This window comes from Nostoc sp. (genome assembly GCF_036917815.1).
Classification (GTDB): Bacteria; Cyanobacteriota; Cyanobacteriia; order Cyanobacteriales; family Nostocaceae; genus Nostoc.
Genome location: NZ_JBALEK010000046.1, coordinates 1 through 20,181 on the forward strand (window position 1 = coordinate 1; position 20,181 = coordinate 20,181).

Annotated in this window: 24 protein-coding genes and 1 pseudogene; 8 read left to right on the forward strand and 17 right to left on the reverse strand. The window is 40.8% G+C overall.

All coding sequences use genetic code 11. The features are described 5' to 3' along the window. Positions 1-180: 180 nt before the first annotated feature. Complete coding sequence (gene nadC / locus V7K97_RS13195) at positions 181-1,047, forward strand: carboxylating nicotinate-nucleotide diphosphorylase (RefSeq protein WP_334801486.1); 867 nt, start codon at positions 181-183, stop codon at positions 1,045-1,047. A 194-nt stretch (positions 1,048-1,241) separates the two neighbouring features. Here the strand turns inward: nadC and V7K97_RS13200 are convergent, their stop codons facing one another. Both V7K97_RS13200 and V7K97_RS13205 read right to left on the reverse strand, forming a co-directional pair. Beyond that, positions 1,242-1,472 carry an element excision factor XisI family protein gene (locus V7K97_RS13200; protein ID WP_334801487.1) on the reverse strand — a complete coding sequence of 77 codons (231 nt, stop codon included), beginning with the start codon at positions 1,470-1,472 and terminating at the stop codon, positions 1,242-1,244. Then, entirely contained in the window at positions 1,460-1,768 is a 309-nt protein-coding gene (locus V7K97_RS13205; RefSeq protein ID WP_334801488.1) for an element excision factor XisH family protein, read from the reverse strand. The genes V7K97_RS13200 and V7K97_RS13205 overlap by 13 nt, the downstream gene beginning before the upstream one ends. Positions 1,769-1,956: 188 nt before the next feature. Between V7K97_RS13205 and V7K97_RS13210 the strand changes: the two genes are divergently transcribed. Both V7K97_RS13210 and V7K97_RS13215 read left to right on the forward strand, forming a co-directional pair. Beyond that, complete coding sequence (locus V7K97_RS13210) at positions 1,957-2,172, forward strand: hypothetical protein (protein WP_334801489.1); 216 nt, start codon at positions 1,957-1,959, stop codon at positions 2,170-2,172. Further along, positions 2,165-2,593 (forward strand): hypothetical protein, encoded by a 429-nt coding sequence (locus V7K97_RS13215; protein ID WP_334801491.1) that lies wholly within the window; start codon positions 2,165-2,167, stop codon positions 2,591-2,593. Before V7K97_RS13210 ends, V7K97_RS13215 begins: the two co-directional genes overlap by 8 nt. An 81-nt stretch (positions 2,594-2,674) precedes the next feature. On the opposite strand, the gene V7K97_RS13220 is transcribed toward V7K97_RS13215, so the two are convergent. From V7K97_RS13220 to V7K97_RS13240, 5 genes and pseudogenes are all read right to left on the reverse strand, one after another. Further along, complete coding sequence (locus V7K97_RS13220) at positions 2,675-2,881, reverse strand: hypothetical protein (RefSeq protein ID WP_334801493.1); 207 nt, start codon at positions 2,879-2,881, stop codon at positions 2,675-2,677. 17 nt (positions 2,882-2,898) lie between these two features. Continuing rightward, positions 2,899-3,087 (reverse strand): annotated as a pseudogene (locus V7K97_RS13225) (type II toxin-antitoxin system RelE/ParE family toxin); the annotation flags it as partial. 104 nt (positions 3,088-3,191) lie between these two features. Continuing rightward, the gene (locus V7K97_RS13230) at positions 3,192-3,416 is read right to left on the reverse strand and encodes an addiction module protein (RefSeq protein ID WP_334801495.1); all 225 of its coding nucleotides are present in this window, start codon (positions 3,414-3,416) and stop codon (positions 3,192-3,194) included. A gap of 256 nt (positions 3,417-3,672) precedes the next feature. Further along, a complete protein-coding gene (locus V7K97_RS13235) occupies positions 3,673-4,005 on the reverse strand; it encodes a type II toxin-antitoxin system PemK/MazF family toxin (RefSeq protein WP_334801497.1) in 333 nt (110 codons plus the stop codon). Further along, positions 3,989-4,207, reverse strand: a complete 219-nt coding sequence (locus V7K97_RS13240) for a hypothetical protein (protein ID WP_334801499.1) — start codon at positions 4,205-4,207, stop codon at positions 3,989-3,991. Before V7K97_RS13240 ends, V7K97_RS13235 begins: the two co-directional genes overlap by 17 nt. 215 nt (positions 4,208-4,422) lie before the next feature. On the opposite strand from V7K97_RS13240, the gene V7K97_RS13245 reads away from it, so the two are divergent. Further along, complete coding sequence (locus V7K97_RS13245) at positions 4,423-5,031, forward strand: hypothetical protein (protein ID WP_334801501.1); 609 nt, start codon at positions 4,423-4,425, stop codon at positions 5,029-5,031. A 39-nt stretch (positions 5,032-5,070) separates the two neighbouring features. On the opposite strand, the gene V7K97_RS13250 is transcribed toward V7K97_RS13245, so the two are convergent. From V7K97_RS13250 to V7K97_RS13285, 8 genes are all read right to left on the reverse strand, one after another. Continuing rightward, on the reverse strand, positions 5,071-5,382 hold the full coding sequence (locus tag V7K97_RS13250; RefSeq protein ID WP_334801503.1) for a HigA family addiction module antitoxin: 312 nt from the start codon (positions 5,380-5,382) through the stop codon (positions 5,071-5,073). 79 nt (positions 5,383-5,461) lie between these two features. Further along, positions 5,462-5,740 (reverse strand): type II toxin-antitoxin system RelE/ParE family toxin, encoded by a 279-nt coding sequence (locus V7K97_RS13255; RefSeq protein WP_334801505.1) that lies wholly within the window; start codon positions 5,738-5,740, stop codon positions 5,462-5,464. Between the two features lie 58 nt (positions 5,741-5,798). After that, positions 5,799-6,374 (reverse strand): Uma2 family endonuclease, encoded by a 576-nt coding sequence (locus V7K97_RS13260; RefSeq protein WP_334801506.1) that lies wholly within the window; start codon positions 6,372-6,374, stop codon positions 5,799-5,801. Positions 6,375-6,473: 99 nt separating this feature from the next. Then, complete coding sequence (locus V7K97_RS13265) at positions 6,474-6,776, reverse strand: hypothetical protein (RefSeq protein ID WP_334801507.1); 303 nt, start codon at positions 6,774-6,776, stop codon at positions 6,474-6,476. A 59-nt stretch (positions 6,777-6,835) separates the two neighbouring features. Then, positions 6,836-7,411, reverse strand: a complete 576-nt coding sequence (locus tag V7K97_RS13270) for a Uma2 family endonuclease (protein ID WP_334801508.1) — start codon at positions 7,409-7,411, stop codon at positions 6,836-6,838. A 54-nt stretch (positions 7,412-7,465) separates the two neighbouring features. Further along, positions 7,466-11,452 carry a magnesium chelatase subunit H gene (locus V7K97_RS13275; RefSeq protein ID WP_334801509.1) on the reverse strand — a complete coding sequence of 1,329 codons (3,987 nt, stop codon included), beginning with the start codon at positions 11,450-11,452 and terminating at the stop codon, positions 7,466-7,468. A 471-nt stretch (positions 11,453-11,923) separates the two neighbouring features. Continuing rightward, positions 11,924-12,421 (reverse strand): hypothetical protein, encoded by a 498-nt coding sequence (locus V7K97_RS13280; protein ID WP_334801510.1) that lies wholly within the window; start codon positions 12,419-12,421, stop codon positions 11,924-11,926. A 282-nt stretch (positions 12,422-12,703) separates the two neighbouring features. Continuing rightward, positions 12,704-12,880 (reverse strand): hypothetical protein, encoded by a 177-nt coding sequence (locus V7K97_RS13285; protein WP_334801511.1) that lies wholly within the window; start codon positions 12,878-12,880, stop codon positions 12,704-12,706. A gap of 157 nt (positions 12,881-13,037) precedes the next feature. Here V7K97_RS13285 and V7K97_RS13290 point away from each other — a divergent pair, with 157 nt between their 5' ends. Beyond that, the gene (locus tag V7K97_RS13290) at positions 13,038-14,318 is read left to right on the forward strand and encodes a lipid-A-disaccharide synthase (protein ID WP_334801512.1); all 1,281 of its coding nucleotides are present in this window, start codon (positions 13,038-13,040) and stop codon (positions 14,316-14,318) included. Positions 14,319-14,369: 51 nt separating this feature from the next. Here the strand turns inward: V7K97_RS13290 and V7K97_RS13295 are convergent, their stop codons facing one another. Beyond that, positions 14,370-14,756, reverse strand: coding sequence for a hypothetical protein (locus V7K97_RS13295; protein WP_334801513.1), 387 nt, complete (start codon positions 14,754-14,756; stop codon positions 14,370-14,372). Between the two features lie 589 nt (positions 14,757-15,345). Further along, a complete protein-coding gene (locus V7K97_RS13300) occupies positions 15,346-15,525 on the reverse strand; it encodes a hypothetical protein (RefSeq protein ID WP_334801514.1) in 180 nt (59 codons plus the stop codon). A gap of 87 nt (positions 15,526-15,612) precedes the next feature. Between V7K97_RS13300 and V7K97_RS13305 the strand changes: the two genes are divergently transcribed. The 3 genes from V7K97_RS13305 (at position 15,613) to V7K97_RS13315 (ending at position 19,901) form a co-directional block, all read left to right on the forward strand. After that, positions 15,613-16,236 (forward strand): acyltransferase, encoded by a 624-nt coding sequence (locus tag V7K97_RS13305; protein WP_334801515.1) that lies wholly within the window; start codon positions 15,613-15,615, stop codon positions 16,234-16,236. 619 nt (positions 16,237-16,855) lie between these two features. Next, positions 16,856-18,148, forward strand: coding sequence for an ATP-binding protein (locus tag V7K97_RS13310; protein ID WP_334801516.1), 1,293 nt, complete (start codon positions 16,856-16,858; stop codon positions 18,146-18,148). Continuing rightward, entirely contained in the window at positions 18,138-19,901 is a 1,764-nt protein-coding gene (locus V7K97_RS13315) for a tetratricopeptide repeat protein (protein ID WP_334801517.1), read from the forward strand. The genes V7K97_RS13310 and V7K97_RS13315 overlap by 11 nt, the downstream gene beginning before the upstream one ends. Positions 19,902-20,181: the final 280 nt, after the last annotated feature.

Below are 20,181 nucleotides of genomic sequence, written 5' to 3' on the forward strand. Positions count from 1 at the left end.
TCAGCGTCGCTTTCTTCGCTTCGCTTCAGGCACTTATTCAATATAGCGAACACACCTCTTTGTGTCAACTACTTTTTCCAATTTATTTTGGGAATGTTTCTTCGTCACTATCAAAGCCTTAGAGAGTAAGGGTTTTAGGCTATAGTATTGCTGGATGTCACTAAGGAAGCAATTAAGGTTGTGATCAATTCTGCTGTTTTGCCGCCCTGGTTGGTTTTAGATCCACTGTTGCGTGGCTGGTTGATGGAGGATATTGGCAGGGGCGATCGCACTACAAATACGCTACTAGTAGAAGATGTAACACTAGGCTCTGCTAAATGGATCGCTAGGGCTTCAGGGATAATTACTGGCTTACCAGTTGCAGCTAGGGTGTTTAAGATTTTGAATGAGAAAGTCAGCTTTGTGGCGGTGGCGGCTGAAGGTGCATGGTGTGAGCCGGGACAGGTAGTAGCTGAAATTCATGGTTCGCTGGATGCGCTGCTGATGGGGGAACGGGTGGCGCTGAATTTGGCTATGCGGTTGAGTGGGATTGCTACGCTGACTAATATATATGTAGAGAAAATTGCTGATTTACCTGCTCAGTTGGTGGATACGCGTAAAACTACACCAGGGCTGAGACTGTTAGAAAAGTACGCGACTGCTTTGGGTGGGGCGATTAATCACCGTATGGGGTTGGATGATGCGGTGATGATTAAGGATAATCACATTGTGGCGGCTGGGGGAATTGGAGAAGCTGTTACCCGTATTCGTTCTCAGATTCCTTATCCCTTGACTATAGAGGTGGAGACGGAAAGTTTAGAGCAGGTTAAAGAAGTTTTGCAGCACAAGGCTGACATTATTATGTTAGACAATATGACTTTGGATATGATGTGTCAGGCGGTGCAGTTGATTCGCCAGCAGAATAGCCGGGTGAAAATTGAAGCTTCGGGGAATGTAACTTTGGAAACGATTCGCGGTGTGGCGGAAACGGGTGTTGACTATATTTCTAGCAGTGCGCCGATTACTCAATCGAAGTGGTTGGATTTGAGTATGAGGATTGCAGTTTAGGAATGAGGATTAAATAAGATCCATAATTATTTGGATCTGCGGGACGGTTGTATAATTTCATTGCGGCAAGTAATCATCAAATACAATCTCCATGATCTACTTAAAGTCGTCTGTGACTTTGCGACCGGTCTTGTAGCCATCTAAGAGGATGTTTTAAAAGTCCTCTCGCCCGTAGCAAAAAGTTTTAGATCCACCTAAATCCACGCCACATGCTTCTCCCAAGGGGAGACGCTGCGCGAACAAGTCGGGGAACCCGCCCAACGCAGTGGCTCCCCGATAAATTGGGGGACTTTGATTCCGGTCTCCCCCAATTTATCAAACACTAAACAATTTTCAGCAATTGTATCAGGTGATTGACGAGATAAATTATCATATTCAGTTAGCACCTGTTTAATTAACTCCCGATATTGTGTTAATTTATCCATAAAGTAATTTTCTCCCTTTCATTGTTAAAAACAATAAATTCAATTTGCTGAAGTTTCACCACTGCTTGAATAGATTTTCTTTGAAAGAAAGTATCAAATACTGTATCTCTGATTGCTAGATAAATTTTATAATTTTTACTGGCTAGTTGTAAAATGTCGCGGTATAGAATATATTGACCTAGAGCATTTTCAAAATCTCTCATGGGAGAAGGACTGATAAAACTCTTGGTTTCTACAACTATTTTCCGTCCTTCTTGTTCTGCTAATAAGGCTTTTTCTACAAATAAATCGCACATTAGCTTACACTATTTTAGCTGTGTTGTTCCAGTCGGGTACGTTATGCCTCTGGCTAACGCACCATCCTTTATGCTTTGGTGCCGTACTCTCGTCGATAACACACCCTATACATACTTAGATTTTTTCAGAAATCAAATCGGATTCCTATATGATCAAGAAGCAGACTTGATTTACTAGAGTGCTTTGCATGGTTTCAGCAGAATTAATCTCCACTTTGCGAGAACTTAGTCGAGCAGATAAGTTTTACATTATGCAGGTTTTAATTTCAGAATTAGCCCAACAGGAAACCGATCTGATTAAGCCCGATCAGTCCTATCCTGTGTGGTCGCCTTATGATGCAGTTGAAGCAGCAGATACTATGTTAAAAGTGCTACAAGCTGCTAAAGCTCAAGACCATGCGTAACGCACAACGGTATTCCTTTATCCCGATTGATATTGCATTGGGCGAAGCCAGTTTCCGCCCCTATCTACCCCTTACTTTGATCTACCAACAAAGTTCTGTGATCACATCCGGTCTGTTGGATACTGGAGCAAGCGTGAATGTGCTTCCCTATCCAGTAGGAGTTGAGCTTGGTTATGTGTGGGAGCAGCAGACAACTGCATTGAGTTTGACAGGTAATTTAGCTCAATATGAGGCGCGTGTCGTGGTTCTTCAGGCAGTAGTTGGGCAATTTGAACCTATACAACTTGTATTTGCATGGACACAGGCTACAAACGTACCGCTAATTTTGGGGCAAGTTAACTTCTTTATGGAGTTTGATGTTTGTTTATACCGTTCCCATTTACAGTTTGAGATCAGCCCTAAATCGGTAGCGTCAGAGTAGATTTATTGCATTTGCCAGCTAACTAACGCATCAATGTAGAGGACGGAAGCCGTTGGTGAGGGACATTGTAAAGAGCGATGTCTACGACGGGCTATTCGGCGTCGCCTTACAGAAAACCTCAAAAACAAAGCGATCGCTTGTTCTCCAAGAGTGAGCGTTAGCGTAGCTCACCGTAGGTATCGCCTTACAGAAAACCTCAAAAATAAAGCGATCGCCTGTTGTCCAAGAATGAGCGATCGCCTTGCAAAAAACCTCAAAAACAAAGCTTAGAAGCTTGTCGTTAGACATCGCCCTTAATTGTAGTATTAGGTTCGCGTCTGCCACGATTTTGGATCTCTACGACCATGAAAAATTGCCGTCACTATTACTCGACTCGACACAATCCGATAGTACACAGCATAGGGAAATCGTCGCACTACTGCTCGTCGAATATCACCGTAGACAATTACATATGATTCTGGCATCTGAGAAATTCGATTCACCGTTTCGTCTACACAGTCTAAAAACTAGTCACCCAGAACGGGTTTCTGACTCTCGTACCAACTGTGTGCATCATTGAGTTCTTCTCGAACCTCTGGGCGAAACACCAGGACATAATTCATTGTTGCCCCTTAATTGATGCTTTGATTTCCTCCCAAGTCAGCACATTATCTGGATTTAAATCATAGTCAGCAGTTCGACGATCAAGCTCTTGCTTTTGTGCATCGGTTAAATCAGGGTAAACTTGCTCCACTGCGATGGTATCCCAAATTGCCTGCACAAGATGGATTCTATCTTCAACACTGAGAGCTGCGATTTCGTTCAAAGTAGCTGTGATATCCATGCTGATTAATTTGGAGTGAGGAAGCAATTGGTACACCTTAAATATAACGGAGAAGATTTTGTCCATCAAATTGAACGCTGCAATTGACAATTCGACCGTCTAAAAACTTCATAACAAGCCTGTGAGCGATCGCCTGTTCTGGAAGAGTGAGTGCGATCGCCTTACATAACCCAAAAATAAAGCGATCGCTTGTATGGAAGAGTGAGCGATCGCATTATTTAAACATTAAATTCTCAATTTTGCAAAGTTGCCAATACTATGACAACCCCAACCAATACCGCAAAGATTGTTCTAACAGTTCAGCATCAGCATCAGCTAACTTGCCAATCACTTTTACAACTAAGCTTTTATGCACTGTGTATAAACCTCTCTTGACTGCTGTAGGCACGTTTAGCCCTGCTGCTGACCATTCAGACAAGACAAACTCACCTTCTAGCAATGCTCCAGTTTTGCTCGTCAAGGGTGTAATTAGGATGTCTTGAGAAACATGTGGCGCACTTACAACAACAGCAGGTCTAACTTTTGAACTGGACAAATCTGAAAACGGATACTGAACCAAAATGATGTTATTTTTAGAGTAGTTGGGCATAGACATCATCCTCAGTGTTATCCCAAACTGATGAAAGTGATGTTTGACTGGTTTGAAGCCAAAATTCAGTTTCATCATCAGGAAGCAGCGTCACTAGCACTCTTGTCCCTTCCGGTAATTCCTCTGACTCCAGCAATTCGATTTTTCCTTCCCTAACTGTAGCCCAAAGCGTTTTTAGCATATCTGTTTTTTGAACAGTCATGTTTTGATTTTACGCTTGTATGCCTAAAAGTGCGATCGCTTTACAGAAAACCTCAAAAATAAAGCGTAGACGCGTAGGGGCTTGTCGTTATATATCTCCTGTCGTGGGCATTTGCTATAGCAGCAATAGAAATAAAAGCTAAATCTGAAGATAGAAGAATTTACGTTGTTAGCGGAGATAAAGATTGGGAAGACGCTGTTTATCTTAACGAAAATTTGATATATCAAGAAAATATTGATGAATTATTAGAAGAAATAATAACAATAGAAAAAGAATCAGAAGAAATTAATTTATGTAATGAAATACTTGAAGATAACTTGCCACAAATTGAAACAATAATATCAAATAAATTTATTACAAAAGAGTTTTCATTTAATAGCTATTTTGATAACGGATTATTTGAGCCTAATAGTGAAAAAGTAGATTTTGTAGAATTAGATGCAATAGAAGTCATTGAAAAATATATTGTAGATATTGATGATGAAGATGCTGAAAATCCAGTAGTTACATTTGAATTAATAGTTAAGCTTAGTTATGCGGCAGATGTTAGCTTCAATAGTACTGAAAATGCTATTTGGGTTGGAGAAGATGAGACGTATTATGGTGATTTGAGACATATTGAAGGAAAAGTACAGCAGCAAAATATATTACCTGTTGAAGTAATAATTCAACTATCAAGAGATAAATCATATAATTTACAATTTAATTCTCTTCATGAGGCTATTCTAGACCCTAACAATACTGTGCCAACTATAGAACTTAAATCCGATAATTTTGAGGTAAGTTACAAGGATGATGATCCATATCTAGAGGAATATCAATAAGATTAGGGGAAAAATGATAATTATACAAAACAATTTATTCTAAACCAATGTCATGACTTGCTCATATTCTTCTTTATGGCTTTGCAAAGCATCCCAAAGATCAACTTTTTGCTGAAGATTAAGCCAAAGTCTTGGACCATTACCTAAAGCTTTACCAAGACGTATTGCTATATCTACTGTAATTGCTCTTTGACCATTAATAATTTCCTGAATTGTTTGATTAGATACTCCTAAAATTTCTGCAAAATTTGCGATATTAATATCTAAATCATCTAAAATATCTGCAATTACTTCACCAGGATGTATTGGTCTTACTAATCTATTAGTAGTAATATCTTGCCAATTATCCATAATTAATACTTCTTACTTAATAATTGGGTTAACCTTATTTAGCATTATCTAGCCAATTAATATCATATTAACACAGGAGCTAATGATAATCTTCAAGATTAACATCATAAGCATCACAGTCTTCAAATTTAAAAGTTATACGCCAGTTTGCTGATACCTTAATTGACCAAGTTCCTTTCCTATCTCCTTTTAATTCATGTAAATCATAACCCGGTAATCTAATATCTTCTACAATTAACGCTGAGTCTATAACTTCAAGTCTGATTCTAATTTTCTTTTCTAAGTTTGCAGGAACTCCTTTATTAAAATTCTCTCTAAATAAATTTTCTAATGCTTTATTTTGAAATGTTTGAATCATTTCAATTTTGACCTTCCTAACCTACATAAATTATTTGACAATGGATGCCTTCATTCTGTTACCACACTAGTTCAAGATTTAACACAAAGCCATTTAACACATCTTCCCCTGACAAGGTAACAGGCGATTCCAACACCTCAACTTCTTTTCCGGGTCTATAAATCTCCACTTGTCGAGATTTACGATTAATTAACCAACCCAAACGCACACCATTATCTATATATTCCCTCATCTTTTCCTGAGCAACTTTCAAACTATCACTTGGCGAAAGTAACTCAATTACAAAATCAGGACAAAGTGGTATAAATTTTGTTTGTTGTTCTTGAGTCAGTGCATTCCAGCGTTCCAGTCTCAGCCAAGAAGCATCAGGTGAACGGTCTGCACCATTGGGAAGTTTAAAACCTGTAGAGGAATCAAAGACAATACCCAGTTTATTTTGCTCATTCCAAATCCAAAGTTGAGCAGTTAGCCCAGCGTTACGATTTCCGGTTTCTCCCCCGGTTGGTGGCATGATAATTAGTTCTCCGGTTGCAGTGCGTTCAAATCTCAAATCGCGGTTTGCTTGACATAGCTGGAAAAACTGCTCATCTGTCAATTCCAGCACAGGTTTAAGGTTGACGGTTAGGGCGTTCATAAGCAGGATAGGTAATGAAGCCTAGAGGTTACACTTATTTTATGATGATATTATAGAAAGCGATCGCTTGTTCTCCAAGAGTGAGTGCGTTAGCGTAGCTCACCGTAGGTATCGCCTTGCAGAAAACCTCAAAAATAAAGCGATTTTTGATATTCGTTCTCCTTTTTCACCAAGTGTTACTTGCCCATTTTGTAGCACTCCCCAATAATTTTGGCTTGCATCACGCAGATTACCTTTGTCAGAATTGCAAAAAATATCGTACTCAGTATCAGGTAATATGCACCACATATTTTTGTGTTTTCGAGAACCAATACCTCTATGTTTAAACATCGATAAATACATTTTGCCATTGACTGTGGGACCATATTCTAGCCCAGCAGGTGTTACTAGATTTGTAGACATTTCCTTTTGTTTTTTATTACTATAGCAATCCTAAATCATTCGTGTGTTTTGTTATTCAGTTACCAAATCACCTTAAGGTTTAAAATAAACCCCTGTAAAACATCTTCTCCTGACAAGGTAACAGGCGATTCCAACACGTCAACCTCTTTCCCTTGTCGATAAATCTCCACTTGCCGCAATTTACGATTAATTAACCAACCCAAGCGCACACCATTATCTATGTATTCCCTCATCTTTTCCTGAGCAACTTTCAAACTATCACTTGGCGAAAGTAACTCAATGACAAAATCAGGAGAAATGGGAGGAAACTTTTGTTTTTCTTCTTCAGTTAAAGCATCCCATCGTTCTAATTTTATCCAAGAAGCATCAGGTGAACGATCTGCACCATTAGGTAATTTAAAACAAGTAGAAGAATCAAAAGCGATGCCAGTAAAATCGGTATCTGACCAATTAAATAATTGTTGATTTAGTCTACCATTACGATTTCCGGTTTCTCCCCCGGTTGGTGGCATGATAATTAATTCTCCGGTTGCAGTGCGTTCAAACTTCAAGTCACGGTTTGCCTGACATAGATTAAAAAACTGCTCATCTGTCAGTTCCAATACTGATTGAAGGTTGACCGTTAAAGCATTCATAGTCATATCTCGGATTGAAAAGTTAAGGCAGGCATAAAGCCTGCCCATGTAATCCTAGTCTATCCCTTCAATCCGGTCTTCAACCTCTTGGTACAACTCGCGCAGACGATCTAAATTATCCTCGCTAGTCTCCCAATAACCGCGTCCATTCACTTCCAACAAAGTTGATACAATCTTGCGGAAAGAATGAGGATTAAGGTTCAGCAACCGTTTCTGCATTTCTTCATCTTTGATGAAGGTTTCGTTAGTATCCTCATAAATCCAGTTATCCACAGCGCCGGCTGTTGCACTCCAACCCGTTGTATTCACCAACCGCTTGGATAGTTCGCGCACACCTTCGTAACCGTGAGATAACATCCCCTCGTACCATTTGGGATTTAATAATTTGGTACGCGCATCTAAGCGCACGGTTTCTGATAATGTCCGCACTTGGGCATTAGCTGTAGTTGTATCTGCAATATAAGATGCTGGTTTTTTACCATCACCCCGCAGACTTGCTACAAGCTTAGTGGGATCTGAATCGAAGTAGTGGGAAACGTCCGTCAAACTAATCTCGGAAGAATCGAGATTTTGGAAAGTTGCATCAGCAGTTTTCAATGTACTTTCAAAAATCTGCCGGGATTCGTCCATGATTCCGGGGTTATCGGAATTGAAGGAGAAGGATTTCCGGTTGAGATACATTTCTTGCAACTCGGCTTCACTATCCCAAGTGCTGTTTTCTACCGCCAAGTTGATATTTGACGAGTAGGAACCAGAAGCGTTGGAGAAAACGCGCGTCGCTGCTTGACGCAGATTAATCCCCATATCTTGGGCTTGCTGCAAAGCGTGTTTGCGAACAAAGTTCATATCTAAGGGTTCATCTGCCTCAGCTGCCATCTTCACCCCTTGGTCTAGCAGGTTCATTTGGTTGATGAACAAGTCGCGGAATACACCGGAACAGTTGATTACTACATCAATTCTGGGGCGTCCCAACTCTTCTAAAGATATCAATTCCAACTTGTTCACCCGTCCCAAGGCATCGGGAACTGGACGCACGCCTACCATCCACATAATTTGTGCTAGGGATTCACCGTAAGTTTTGATGTTATCGGTTCCCCAGAGGACGCAGGCAATGGTTTCTGGCCATTTTCCATCATTTTCAGCCTTGTTACGGATCAAAAGCCTGTCTACGACAATTTTTGCTGATTGTACTGCTGCTGTTGTGGGTATGGATTGCGGATCGAGTGCATGGATATTCTTACCCGTGGGTAATACATCCGGGTTGCGGATGGGATCGCCACCAGGTCCAGGTAGGATGTACTCACCTTCCAAGCCTCTGAGTAATGCTCCTAGTTCGTTGTCGGCACAAACTTGTTGCAGACAGAATTCCAAATACTCAAGTAGGGGTTTTAGGGCGGCGGTGTCAACTTTGGGATAACCTGCTTTATGCAATGCTTCCACCCAAGGTTCTTTTTTGCCCATGTTGAAGAAATTCAACCGAGAAACTAGAGAAACTCGTCCTTCCGCGTCGATTTGCTCTTGGACAAGGGCGGTAACTGCTGCACGGGTTGCCAAAGTGATATCTTGCAATAACTGGACATCTTCTAAAATGCCTCTGTCATTATTTTGGTAAATATCGTCAATGTTACGCCCAATGCTGTTAGCGATAATTCCCGGTAAGCCTTGAAGTCCTTCTTCCTGACGATCTAGACTAGCAATGTTGACGAGAGTTGCGATCGCTTCTTCTGCACTTGGAGGTTTACCAATGACGTGCAACCCACAAGGCAACAACCGCGACTCGATTTCCATCAACTTGCGGTAGACGTTGCCAACAATATTATCCCGCTCATCGGTACTCATGTCTCTGGCATCGGTTTCTGGCAGGTTAATATCCTTATCCAGATTCACAATCCGGCATTTATCCATGATGCTGTTGACAATGGAAACACCGCGTCCACTATCTTTCAAGGTTTGGTAAGAAGCAATTAACTCGCTGAGTTCCTTCAAACCTTTATATAAACCAGCATTTTCTGCCGGCGGTGTCAAGTAAGAAATTGTTTCGGCATAACTCCGGCGTTTGGCAATTGTCGCTTCACTCGGATTATTGGCTGCGTAGTAATACAGGTTGGGAATTGAGCCAATCAAGTTATCTGGATAACAGTCACCAGACATTCCCATCTGTTTACCTGGCATGAATTCCAAGGAACCGTGTGTACCAAAGTGCAGTACAGCATCAGCTTGCCAAACTTGCTCTAGGTAAGTGTAGTAAGCAGCAAAACCGTGGTGAGGACTAGCTGAACGGGAGAACAACAGCCGCATCGGGTCGCCTTCGTAACCAAAGGTGGGTTGCACACCGATGAAGACGTTACCGAATTGCTTACCATAAATTAGCAGATTTTGGCCATCGCTGTTGAGATGTCCGGGGGGTGGGCCCCAGTTTTCCTCTAAGCGTTGAGAGTAAGGGGTTAGCGCCTCATACTCAGGAACGGACATTTTGTAAGCAACGTTCAGTTCTGGGCTGTTGTACTGCGCCTGTGCATCGTGGATGACTTCTTGCATCAACGCTTGGGCTGATTCTGGCAATTCCGGCAAGTCGTAGCCGTTATTCTTCATTGCTCTCATCACCTCGTAGATTGAGCCGAATACATCCAAGTAAGCGGCGGTTCCCACGTTGCCTTTATCTGGCGGGAAGCTGAAAACGGTGATAGCGACTTTTTTATCCAGTTTCGGCTTGCGGCGGAGGTTCGCCCATTTTAAGGCGCGTTCGGCGACAGCTTCCACCCGATCGCGCAGTGCGATCGCTTTGCCTGTAGTTCCATCTCTACCCGATAATACAATCGGCTCAATTGCCCCATCCAATTCAGGAATTGCAATTTGCAAAGCTACTTGAATTGGATGTAACCCTAAATCGCTATCCATCCACTCTTCTGTGGTTTGGAAAACTAAGGGTAAAGCCACCATGTAAGGACGGTTTAAGCGTTTGAGTGACTCAATTGCTTTGGGATGATCTTGTCTGGCTGGACCACCCACTAAAGCAAAACCAGTCAGCGATATCACTGCATCTACTAACTGTATCTTGGTAATTGGTTCGTAGAAGTAAGCATCCACAGGCTTGGAGAAATCCAAACCACCAGCAAACACAGGTAATACCCGTGCGCCTAGTGCTTCCAACTCCTGCACCATTGCCACATAATGGGCATCATCGCCTGTAACTAGGTGGGTGCGTTGCAATACCAACCCAACACAAGGAGCTAGAGGATCTTTGAGATCACTAGAAATATCCTTACGAGCTGTATACCAATTGAGGTATTCTCTGACATCCTCAAACATACTGGGAGCCAAAGGATGCCAAATCCCTAAATCGGGATAAACCACCGGCTGTTCGTATGTAGAAGGTGCAAAACTTTGTTTTTCTAAACCTTTAAATACGTATTTATCAGCTAGCATCAGCAAGAAGTTTTCCAGATTTTCTGGAGAACCACCTAGCCAATACTGAAAACTGAGCATGAAATTTCGGGCATCCTGTGCTTTGTCCATCGGTAAAAACTTCAGCACTTGCGGCAGGGTACGCAAAAGCTTCAGCATCCCATCTTGGAATCCCGCACCGGATTTTTCTTTGCGTTTCCGCATGAATTGCGCGATCGCACTTTTTGACTGACCCAACTGTGCCAAGGAAAAGCTACCCATTTTATTTAGGCGCATTACCTCTGGCATGGAGGGAAAGACAACAGAAACGTCCAGGTGATCGCGGTGTGGCTCTACTGCTGCTACTACTTTCTGTGCTAAGTCTTCGATGAAAATGAGGGAAGCGATGAAGATATTCGCATTCTCAATTTCTCGTTTGAACTCCTCGTAATTTTCTGGGTCGCGGAGTTCCTCAATCAAGTACCCACTGATTTCAATCGCCAAGTTGGGATTGTTCGCGTTAATCGTGCGAACTGCTTGCGACAAAGCACTCTGGTACTGGGACTCTAGCACGACATAGACCACCTTGATTAAATTACGTCCGCGTAAGTTATCAGGCGCAATGTGTCTAATGGTGGACTTGACGTGGGTGAACATGCTTCCTCGGCTCCTTTGATGCGTGTTCTCTACTGGAAGTTCCTAGCGGCATCATCAGCCACAGTTAACTTCTGAACTTTAGGCAATATGTGTTTTTTATCAGAAAACGCTTACCCAATGGGCATTTTATCGTCTATCTGACACAAATCGATATAAAAAACGAAATATTTCTTTGTAATTGTTGACTATAGGTAAAAGTATTTGCTCACATTAATGTAAATATTTTGTAATATTATTTTAATCGTTAAATAGTTATTTAACGATATGTCTTATCGCATTTATAAAACAAAACCCGCTTGTGCGGGTTGTAAAATTGGATATTTTTGGCGAAATGCGATCGTCCAATTACTAGAAGTACTCAATTAACAATGCGGATTCGGGTGTCGTTGAGTGCTTCAATAACTTGGGCTACTTCTTCTAAAGGTGTCTGTATAATTTTGTAGATAGAAATTTCAAAAGATATAAATTATCTTACTGAAAATCATCTTCCATTAATAATTTTCTTTTAGCGATAGAAAACTCAACTTCAGATAACAAGCCATCTTGGTACATTTTCGTAAGTTGAGATAGTTGTCTTACAGTACTTTTAGCTTGGTTTCTAATTGCACCTGAACTTTTATTTCGTGATTTTTGTTGCTCCTTTAATAAAGATTTAGTTTGCTTCATCTGTTCTTTTAAAATTTTTATATCAGATTGGAGATTTTGTTTCCTCTCTAAAATATTCGCTTTATTCTCAGCAACATCTTGTGCGAGTTTCGCTCGCAATACTGTAGCTTCATGATGTCTTAATGCCCTATATTTTGTCCCAAATAACATCCCTCCAAGACCATTACCATATTCTTGAAGCCTTGCTCTTTCTTCCGCTATTGATTGATTTAAATTTTGGGTTTCTTGAGTACATTGAGATAATTGGTCTTGTGCAATTCTTAAAGCATTTTCAAGATTAACCAATTTTTCTTGTAATTCCATAGCTCACCTTTTACTTTTACAAACCTTTACTAGAGGCTTGTTATTAAGATACCCACGAAGTTTGGTTAACTAACGCTTTCTCTGAAAAACCCTGATATTGGTTGATTATCGTTCGTTTGAGCCTGTAATTGTTGCTGACTTTTCACGTCATGTGGAAAAGCTAACGCGAAACCTAACCCCCCAGCCCCCTTCCTATCCATTACCCGGATCTTTCTCAACAAAAATACAACTTACTTAAAACAAGAGCAAAAGCATTGATAGGTATAGTTTTGAGGGAAGAGTCTAGTTGCGGATGGTGGATGATGAAATGGTATACCTATACCTACCTTCGCTTAGTGCTTCTTTGAGGTAAATACTAGGTTCTATGAACTGGATTTCGGGTAAAAACCGTCCATTTTCAACTGTAGTTAAGTTAAAGTCGCGTTTGACTTTTGACAGCGAAAAGTCACTATAAGACATTATAAATATGATTAAATATTAATCTAGGACTTACGTACTGTACAAATTGGCTATTATGTGTACAACGATATTTGGTCGTTTCAAGACGAACTGCGATCGCGCATATGCTGATAAGTCAGCCTACGCCTAATAACCCTTAACTCCTGACCATTAACTAATGACTCAAGTAGATATTCTCATCCTATCAAATGGCCCTGGTGAGGTAACAACCTGGGTACGTCCAGTAGTAAAGGCGTTGCGACAAAAACTAGGGTATGACCTTTCTCTAGTGAGGATTTCTGTAGTATTATCACCTTGCTCAAATGCCAGTGGGAAAGAAGCTGCGATCGCTCTTTCTTACCCAGAAGTAGATAGAGTACAGGGAGCAGAGCATTTTTGGCAATTTTTGCTTTGGGGCAAAACATTTGATAATTGGGACTGGAGAAGTCAAGGTGTAGTTGTCTTCCTCGGTGGCGATCAAATTTTCCCTGTAGTTATAGGCAAAAAGCTGGGATATCGCACAGTAGTTTACGCCGAATGGGAAGCCAGATGGCATAAATGGATTGATCGCTTTGGAATCATGAAACCCGAAGTTGCTAAGGCTGTTCCTCAGAAATATGCTCACAAATTCACCGTTGTAGGTGATTTAATGTTAGAAGCAGCAGGTGAGAGCCTAGATTCAAATTCCCCTCTGCCTACAAATCCATCACTCACAACTGAATTGATTGGTTTACTCCCTGGATCAAAAGCAGCAAAATTAGCCCAAGGAGTGCCATTATGTTTAGTTATTGCCGAATACATCCAGGCAAAAAGACCTCAAACCAAGTTTGTCATTCCTGTAGCCCCAACTTTAGATTTACAAACTTTAGCTAGTTTTGCCGATCTTCAAAAGAACCCTATTGCTAAAATCTTTGGCTTTGGGGGTGCTTCCTTAATTGTCCCACAGGACGCTAGAGGCAAGGCATTGCTCAAAACAACAACGGGCTTAACTGTGGAACTGTGGCAAGAAAATCCTGCCTATCACTTATTATCCCAGTGCCGCATCTGCTTGACTACAGTGGGGGCAAACACTGCCGAACTCGGTGCTTTAGGAGTACCAATGATTGTTTTGCTGCCAACTCAGCAACTTGATGCTATGCGTTCTTGGGATGGTTTACCTGGGTTGTTGGTAAATCTGCCAGGGGTAGGTACGCTATGCGCTAAGGTGATTAATTGGTTATTCCTGAGATTCGTCAGACGCAAAGGTTTATTAGCATGGCCAAATATTTGGGCACAGAAAGAAATAGTGCCAGAAATTATGGGTAAACTTCAACCGCAAGAAGTTGGGGAAATGGTTTTAGACTTTTTGGCGCATCCAGAAAAATTGGCTGATATCCGCACCAAACTGCGTAAGATTCGCGGTGAAAGCGGTGCAGCCCAGAAGATAGCACAGATTGTTGGCGAGGAGATTGGGAAGTAGAGGGAGATGAGGCAGCAACATCAACATCATCCTCATCCCCCTCATCTTCACTTAATCCGAAGATTCTCCATCTCTTCGCCCCAGTTCATAAATTCCGGCACCCATACAGGCAAGTATACCTGTACTAATTCCCCAACTCTCGCCTAAACTAATTTCCAGAACCCAGTTAAATAAAGCGCCAACTACCAAAAAAGGCACAATGCTAAACAGTGAGGCATAGAAAGCATTTTGGGATTCTCTAGCTTTACGAGTCTTTTCAAATTCTGATTGGCTGGTGTAAAGCGATCGCTCCGCAAAGTTAAACCAGCGATTGAGTTGCTCGATTACCCATTCATTGACTCTGGAAAAACCTAGATATAGCGCCAATGACCACAAACTCGCTCCAGCGATCGCGATCGTGTCTAACTCAAAGCGGAAAGGCAAAATTTCAGTCAGCATTGCTTAGGGGAGTCCTGCAAAGGGTCAACTTTAGCTGTGAGTAGATGCTAAATAAACCTCTTGTGCAATTTTAAGCATAAAGGTTAACAAGATTTCAACTACTTGACAATTCTCTCGGTTCTTAGAGGTTGTTTGAAAAGTATTTAGCTGTGATTTTAGGCACTTCTAGATCCCCCCTAACCCACGCCAGTCGCTCTACTTGGGGAGACCCCATCGCTTTTAGCGTCTCCCCTTCTCCCAAAGGGAGAGGCTAGCGCCAAGGGAGAAGACCGCGCTGGCTCCCCTTAAAAAGGGGGGAACCGGAATCAAAGTCCCCTTTAAAAAGGGGGATTTAGGGGGATCTAGAACGTTTTGCTACCAAGAAGAGGACTTTTCAAAGAACCTCTTAGCTTCAAGAAAAGCTAATTTACGGATTGCTGGGTAATGCACTGTAAAGTTTTCCCTCTGATCATTCAAAAAAAGCAGCAGGCGAAATGTGAAAAAACTCTGCAAGGCATACGATATGGTTAACTGTCAGCTTACGCTGTCCACTCAAGACTTCAGATATAATAGACTCGGTTTTAAAGATAGGAATTAAGTCTTTTTGTCGTCAACCAAATTCCACAATCATTGCTTGAAGTAATTCTACACCATGAATATCAGGTATAGAATGATGTTTTGGTTCGTCTTCGTCAACCAGAGTGCCTAAAACATTGAGATAATCTTGTTCATCTGGTGTTAATTCACCTTTATGAATGAAGGAATCAATTACTTCTTGCGTAGCCAGCAATTCTCCCGACGCTCCCGGACTCGCTAACGCTACGCTATTGTAAGTTACAAGACGAGGAGGAAACGATTTGAGTATCCGTGAGGTTTTATGAAAGAGATCCAAAATAAAATTACGAATAAATTAGAGCGACTATTGGAACAATGGTTAGTACCTCGTCTGGTACGGTGGGGAGAACATCTAGAAACCAAAATCAGGCGATACAAGCATCAAGAACTGAAGAGTCAATTAAAATTTTGTGGCTCTGGTCTAAGATTTAAGCGAGATATTAAAATTGACCATCCGCAAAATGTATCTCTGGGGAATAAAGTATACATTGGCCCGGATGTCTTATTAGATGGTCGTGGTGGAATCACAATTGGCGACAATACCACAATTGGATTGAACGTGGTTATCCTCTCTGCAAACCACGACTATCAAAGTAAGGATTTGCCTTATGAACATAATGTCTACATTCATAAACCTGTTGTCATCGGTCGCAATGTTTGGATTGGTGGAAATGTTCTAATTATTCCGGGAGTTTCCATTGGAGATGGTGCGATTGTGGCGGCTGGTACCGTTGTCACTGCCAATGTTGAACCTTTAGCAATTGTTGGGAATCAACCGATGAGAACAATTAAATACCGCGACAAAGAACATTATGAGCAACTCGCTAACAAGCAAGAGATTCAACCTGAAGTATCAACTAATTCTGACACTGAACAGCAGAACTGATTACCAAACTTGATATACTTGCCGCTAAAATCCCACCCCCTTTACGTTGAAAAGATTGGGCTGGCTGCTCCCTCTCGACAGCTTCAGCAATAATCTGCCATAACCACTCCGGTTGGGCTTGTTTTGCACATAGGCATAGGCATCTAAATCTTCTCCAAGTATCCGTAATTGGTGCCCCAGCTACGCCCCTCGTAGAAATACCTGGACTAATTAAAACTCTAAAATCTAGCTAATCTCCACATTCCATCCATCGACAAACCTATCCTCTCAAAGGTAGGAAGAGGATACAGAAGCAAAATAGGCTAAAAATTTTATTTTATAAATGAAAATTTAATTTTCTTTATTTGTTAGGTAACTTTCACTATTTCAAATGTATAATCTACTATTTATTTATATTTTCTGAATGTATAATATATCATTCACTCTTATTTATATTCACCTCTATTACTTGTTTTTCGGTTGGGATTGTGCAAACTAAAGTATCCTGTTTAAAAACATAAGACAGTATCACCTAGTAGTCATTTATTGACATAGTTAGGAAAATTGTAATTAGCTAAACTTCTACTTAAAAAATCATGAGCCATTATATGGATAGTTAGCACGTTTACGGCACTATCCAATGTCTGAAGACTTATTAAACTCCTTTCAAGAAGCATACAGCAATCTCGAACTATTTCCGTTGATGGAACGGAACGAAATGGAAAGATTTAAAGTCGAATATGGTGATGATTTGATTGCAGACCTGAACCAATTAGTGGAAGATAGTCCTAATGGAGATGGCAAAATTGTCTTTACAGGACATCGGGGATGTGGTAAGTCTACTTTGTTAGCTGAGTTTAGTAGACAAATTCAAGATAAATACTTTGTAGTTCTCTTTTCTATTGCTGACAAAATTGAAATGTCGGCTGTTAATCATATTAATATACTGTTTGCGATCGCAGTTAATTTAATGACAGAGGCAGAAGCACGTAAAGTTGATATTCCTCAATCTACTAAAGAAGCTCTTTATCAGTGGTTCGCTACCCGCACTCGCACTGAAGAATCAAATTTTAAGATAGAAGGTGGAATAGGTTTTGACCTCCTCAAGTTGATTAGTTCTAAATTAAAAGCTGATGCTAGCGTTCGGGACGAAATTAAGCAAGAATTTGAACGCAAATTATCAGATTTAGTTGCCAGAATTAATGAAATTGCTGCTCTAATTCAAGCTGCAACTAAACAAAACGTTTTAGTAATTATTGATGATTTAGATAAACTTGACTTAGGAAGAGTGAACGAAATTTATCGAGATAACATTAAAGCCCTTTGTCAACCTAACTTTCAAATTATCTACACTATCCCCATCGCCGTACTTCGGGAAACATTTATCAGCACAATAATTACCACTGAAACTAACGATCAGGTTGTGGCAATGCCTGTTTTAAAAATTTTTGAGAAAGGTAAAAATCGCTTCCCTAACGCCCAACCTCGCCCGGAAGCAACCAAGATTCTCGGTGAAGTTTTACAAAAGCGGATTCCCAGTGAATTAATCGCGGCAGAAACTGCTGAAAAAATTGTGATTTATAGTGGTGGCGTATTGCGAGAGTTAATTCGGATCTCTAAGGAATGTTGCCGTATTTGTTTGCGGATGATCCGGCGAAATCCCTCAGCCGAAGTGATCATTGATGATAAAATTCTTCTTCAAGCAATCAATAAAATCCGCAATGATTTTTCCATCCGTTTAGGAAAGGTTGATATAGATATTTTGCAGAGTGTTTATGAACAATTTATGCCTAATGACCCCAAACAAGCAGAGTTTTTAGATTTGCTACATGGGTTGTATGTTCTAGAATATCGCACTGATGAAACTTGGTATGATGTTCATCCAATTATTATCGAAAGCTTGAGAAGACACGGAGCCATTGATGTTAAATGAAGACTTCTTAGATGATCAGGGAGAAAATCGAGACGCCTATGATGATTTAATTGTTTCTATTGAAGCTCAAAAGCGGGGATTAAATTTACTGATTGCGGTTTGCGATGATGCTAGCTTTCGTGATGAGATTATTACCCAATATCAAGCCGAACTCCAACCGAAGTTTCGTCCATATCGAGTAACTTTAGCACGTCAGGAACCGAGCCTCAAAGCTGCTCTTAACCAACTGGTACAACAAGAAGAATATCTCCGTCAGCAGAACCCGGCGGCGATCACTGTGACGGGTGCTGAACAACTTTATTTTCTCAGATTGGGAAATGAGCAATCTGAACAGGAAAAATTTTTTGGTTACTTACAGTGGACAAGGGAAGGATTGCGCGAATTTCCTTTTGCGATCGTGCTTTGGGTAACTAACCAAGTTTTAGTCAACCTGATTAAAAAAGCTCCTGATTTTTGGAGTTGGCGCAACGGTGTATTCCGGTTTGAATCTAAAAAGACGAATGCTATTCCTGGTAAAGAACTAGAAAATATCCGCTTTGTTTTTAGAGACACAGAGTTAGCCAGCACAGATACTAATGAAAATAACCCCTTTTTCTTACCGATCCAAGATTTACAAAGGCTAATCGAGAAAGTAGAACAGGAACAAGGTACAAAAGATCCTACCTTAGCTACCTTGTATTCCCGGTTAGGTGATATTTACCGCAGCAGATTAGATCGGGGTGAATCTCAAAATTATCAAGAAGAACAGGAATTAGCAATTAAATATTGGCGTCAGGCGAGTGAATTACAAAATGAATTAGGTTTGCAGATAGATTTAGCTACTAGCCTCAATAATTTAGCAGGAATATATCGTGCAACAGGAAACTACAGCGAAGCCGAACCTTTATATAAACAAGCTTTAGAATTGAGGAAACGTCTGCTTGGCGAAAATCATCCTTCTTTTGCTACTAGTCTGAATAATTTGGCGGGACTCTACAAATCTACTGGACAATATAGGAAAGCGGAACTTCTGTATCAACAAGCTTTGGAACTGAGGAAACGCCTGTCGGGAGAAAACCATGCCGATGTTGCCGTCAGTCTGAACAATTTGGCACTACTATATGATGAACAAGGACGTTATGATGAAGCGGAACCTCTGTATCTGCAATCATTAGAAATCGAAAAACGTTTGGTTGGCGAAAATCATCTTTCTTTCGCTCTGATACTGAATAATTTAGCGCTACTTTATTATCATCAAGGACGTTTCAGTGAAGCTGAACCATTGTCGCAACAAGCAATAGAATTAGATAAGCGATTTTTGGGAGAGGAAAATCCCGATGTTGCAACAGATTTGCATAATTTAGGTTTAATATACCGCGCTCAAGGACGCTACGATCAAGCCGAGTCTTTGTTTTTGCAATCATTGGAACTCAAGCAGCATCTATTACAAAAGGCGCATCCGCTTTTAGCAGATACTATCTACGCTCTTAGTTATATGTACAGGGAACAGGGGCGTTACAATGAAGCGGAACCCTTATGTATAAAAGCTTTAGAACTTGATAAGCAGCTATTGGGAGAAAATCATCCCAATGTTGCCGAAAGTCTCAACAATTTGGCAGAAATTTATCGTGAGACAGAACGTTACAGCGAAGCAAAACCCCTTTATCTACAAGCTTTAGACATTTATGAACGAGTCTGGGGTGTTAATCATATTCGTAGTGTGGCTGTTCGGGAAAATTTAGAAAAACTTAGTGTAGCAATGCGGAAGAATTAATAGGATGAAAATCTCACACAGAGGCGCACAGGCGCAGAGAGAAGGATTGAGTTTTAAGACAGTCGCTACAGTCATTTGATTTTTAGTTGGGTGGCGATCGCCTTTTTCTCAAGCCAGGTTTGTAATATATAATCGCGTTATCGGAAATCGGCTCGTCAGCCATTGGAGTTTAAGAATAAATGCGATCTGCATTTAGAGACCTGAAAAAGGCTTTTGAACGATGGCGTAAGGGTCTGGGGGGATTCCCTAAAAAGAAGTCCAAGAAAAAAGGAGATTCGTT

What these genes read in the sequence shown, in the direction of transcription:
- V7K97_RS13200 (WP_334801487.1), bottom strand. Translation starts at nt 1,472, where the DNA reads ATGGATAAATTAACACAATATCGGGAGTTAATTAAACAGGTGCTAACT.
- V7K97_RS13205 (WP_334801488.1), bottom strand. Translation starts at nt 1,768, where the DNA reads ATGTGCGATTTATTTGTAGAAAAAGCCTTATTAGCAGAACAAGAAGGA.
- V7K97_RS13210 (WP_334801489.1), top strand. Translation starts at nt 1,957, where the DNA reads ATGGTTTCAGCAGAATTAATCTCCACTTTGCGAGAACTTAGTCGAGCA.
- V7K97_RS13215 (WP_334801491.1), top strand. Translation starts at nt 2,165, where the DNA reads ATGCGTAACGCACAACGGTATTCCTTTATCCCGATTGATATTGCATTG.
- V7K97_RS13220 (WP_334801493.1), bottom strand. Translation starts at nt 2,881, where the DNA reads ATGTCTAACGACAAGCTTCTAAGCTTTGTTTTTGAGGTTTTTTGCAAG.
- V7K97_RS13230 (WP_334801495.1), bottom strand. Translation starts at nt 3,416, where the DNA reads ATGGATATCACAGCTACTTTGAACGAAATCGCAGCTCTCAGTGTTGAA.
- V7K97_RS13235 (WP_334801497.1), bottom strand. Translation starts at nt 4,005, where the DNA reads ATGCCCAACTACTCTAAAAATAACATCATTTTGGTTCAGTATCCGTTT.
- V7K97_RS13240 (WP_334801499.1), bottom strand. Translation starts at nt 4,207, where the DNA reads ATGACTGTTCAAAAAACAGATATGCTAAAAACGCTTTGGGCTACAGTT.
- V7K97_RS13250 (WP_334801503.1), bottom strand. Translation starts at nt 5,382, where the DNA reads ATGGATAATTGGCAAGATATTACTACTAATAGATTAGTAAGACCAATA.
- V7K97_RS13255 (WP_334801505.1), bottom strand. Translation starts at nt 5,740, where the DNA reads ATGATTCAAACATTTCAAAATAAAGCATTAGAAAATTTATTTAGAGAG.
- V7K97_RS13260 (WP_334801506.1), bottom strand. Translation starts at nt 6,374, where the DNA reads ATGAACGCCCTAACCGTCAACCTTAAACCTGTGCTGGAATTGACAGAT.
- V7K97_RS13265 (WP_334801507.1), bottom strand. Translation starts at nt 6,776, where the DNA reads ATGTCTACAAATCTAGTAACACCTGCTGGGCTAGAATATGGTCCCACA.
- V7K97_RS13270 (WP_334801508.1), bottom strand. Translation starts at nt 7,411, where the DNA reads ATGAATGCTTTAACGGTCAACCTTCAATCAGTATTGGAACTGACAGAT.
- V7K97_RS13275 (WP_334801509.1), bottom strand. Translation starts at nt 11,452, where the DNA reads ATGTTCACCCACGTCAAGTCCACCATTAGACACATTGCGCCTGATAAC.
- V7K97_RS13280 (WP_334801510.1), bottom strand. Translation starts at nt 12,421, where the DNA reads ATGGAATTACAAGAAAAATTGGTTAATCTTGAAAATGCTTTAAGAATT.
- V7K97_RS13285 (WP_334801511.1), bottom strand. Translation starts at nt 12,880, where the DNA reads ATGTCTTATAGTGACTTTTCGCTGTCAAAAGTCAAACGCGACTTTAAC.
- V7K97_RS13290 (WP_334801512.1), top strand. Translation starts at nt 13,038, where the DNA reads ATGACTCAAGTAGATATTCTCATCCTATCAAATGGCCCTGGTGAGGTA.
- V7K97_RS13295 (WP_334801513.1), bottom strand. Translation starts at nt 14,756, where the DNA reads ATGCTGACTGAAATTTTGCCTTTCCGCTTTGAGTTAGACACGATCGCG.
- V7K97_RS13305 (WP_334801515.1), top strand. Translation starts at nt 15,613, where the DNA reads ATGAAAGAGATCCAAAATAAAATTACGAATAAATTAGAGCGACTATTG.
- V7K97_RS13310 (WP_334801516.1), top strand. Translation starts at nt 16,856, where the DNA reads ATGTCTGAAGACTTATTAAACTCCTTTCAAGAAGCATACAGCAATCTC.
- V7K97_RS13315 (WP_334801517.1), top strand. Translation starts at nt 18,138, where the DNA reads ATGTTAAATGAAGACTTCTTAGATGATCAGGGAGAAAATCGAGACGCC.